This is a genomic window from Acinetobacter sp. TUM15071, assembly GCF_008980925.1.
Classification (GTDB): domain Bacteria; phylum Pseudomonadota; class Gammaproteobacteria; order Pseudomonadales; family Moraxellaceae; genus Acinetobacter; species Acinetobacter dispersus.
This window is the reverse complement of the sequence record NZ_BKGB01000043.1, coordinates 1-633: the sequence shown is the minus strand read 5'-3', so window position 1 is coordinate 633 and position 633 is coordinate 1. Positions and strand designations below refer to the sequence as shown.

Below are 633 nucleotides of genomic sequence, written 5' to 3'. Positions count from 1 at the left end.
AAACTTATTACAACAAGGTATTGATGACTGGAATCATCATATACAGATTCTCGATCAACAACTTGAAAAAACTCAGGCCTATGTTGCTGGTTCACAATTTAGCTTGGCCGATATTCCAATTGGTCTGTCTGTACAACGCTGGAAGGCCACTCCTTTTGACCATCCAACGCTTAAGCATGTCGACCAATATTTTGAACGGTTAAATCAACGTGCTGGTTTCTTAAAATGGGGCAATAACGGCGAACCTTAATTTTAAGCAAGCTTTAGTCCGAGTGATGGCGCTTCACGATGCCATCACTTAAAAGTTGATAGACCTGTTTTAAATCATCTCGATTTGCTTGAGCCAATAAGTCTTGATGCATTGCCAAGATATTCTGATCTCCCCTTACCGCAGGCCCAGTTTGCATTTGCTTTGGATCATTTTCAGTCGCTTTTTTTGCTGTTTCCAAAATTAAAGGATAGAGCAAACTAAAGTCGACCTGCTCTTTATCTACAACCTGCTTTGCCATATCAAAACAATAGTTACTAAAGTTACAAGCAAACACAGCCGCTAAATGCAAAGTTAAACGCTGCTTCGAAGTGTATTGATACACTCGACCGCTTAGGCTATTTGCTAAATCTGAAAGTAGTTCT

General features: G+C 39.8%; 1 protein-coding gene and 1 pseudogene. One reads left to right on the top strand and one right to left on the bottom strand.

The window, feature by feature from the left end:
* Window positions 1–250, top strand: a pseudogene (locus tag GBI66_RS19125) (glutathione S-transferase); the annotation flags it as partial.
* Window positions 251–263: 13 nt separating this feature from the next.
* On the opposite strand, the gene GBI66_RS19120 reads toward GBI66_RS19125, so the two are convergent.
* Window positions 264–633: DUF2520 domain-containing protein (locus tag GBI66_RS19120; RefSeq protein ID WP_151717179.1), on the bottom strand; the 370-nt coding region annotated here is incomplete at its 5' end.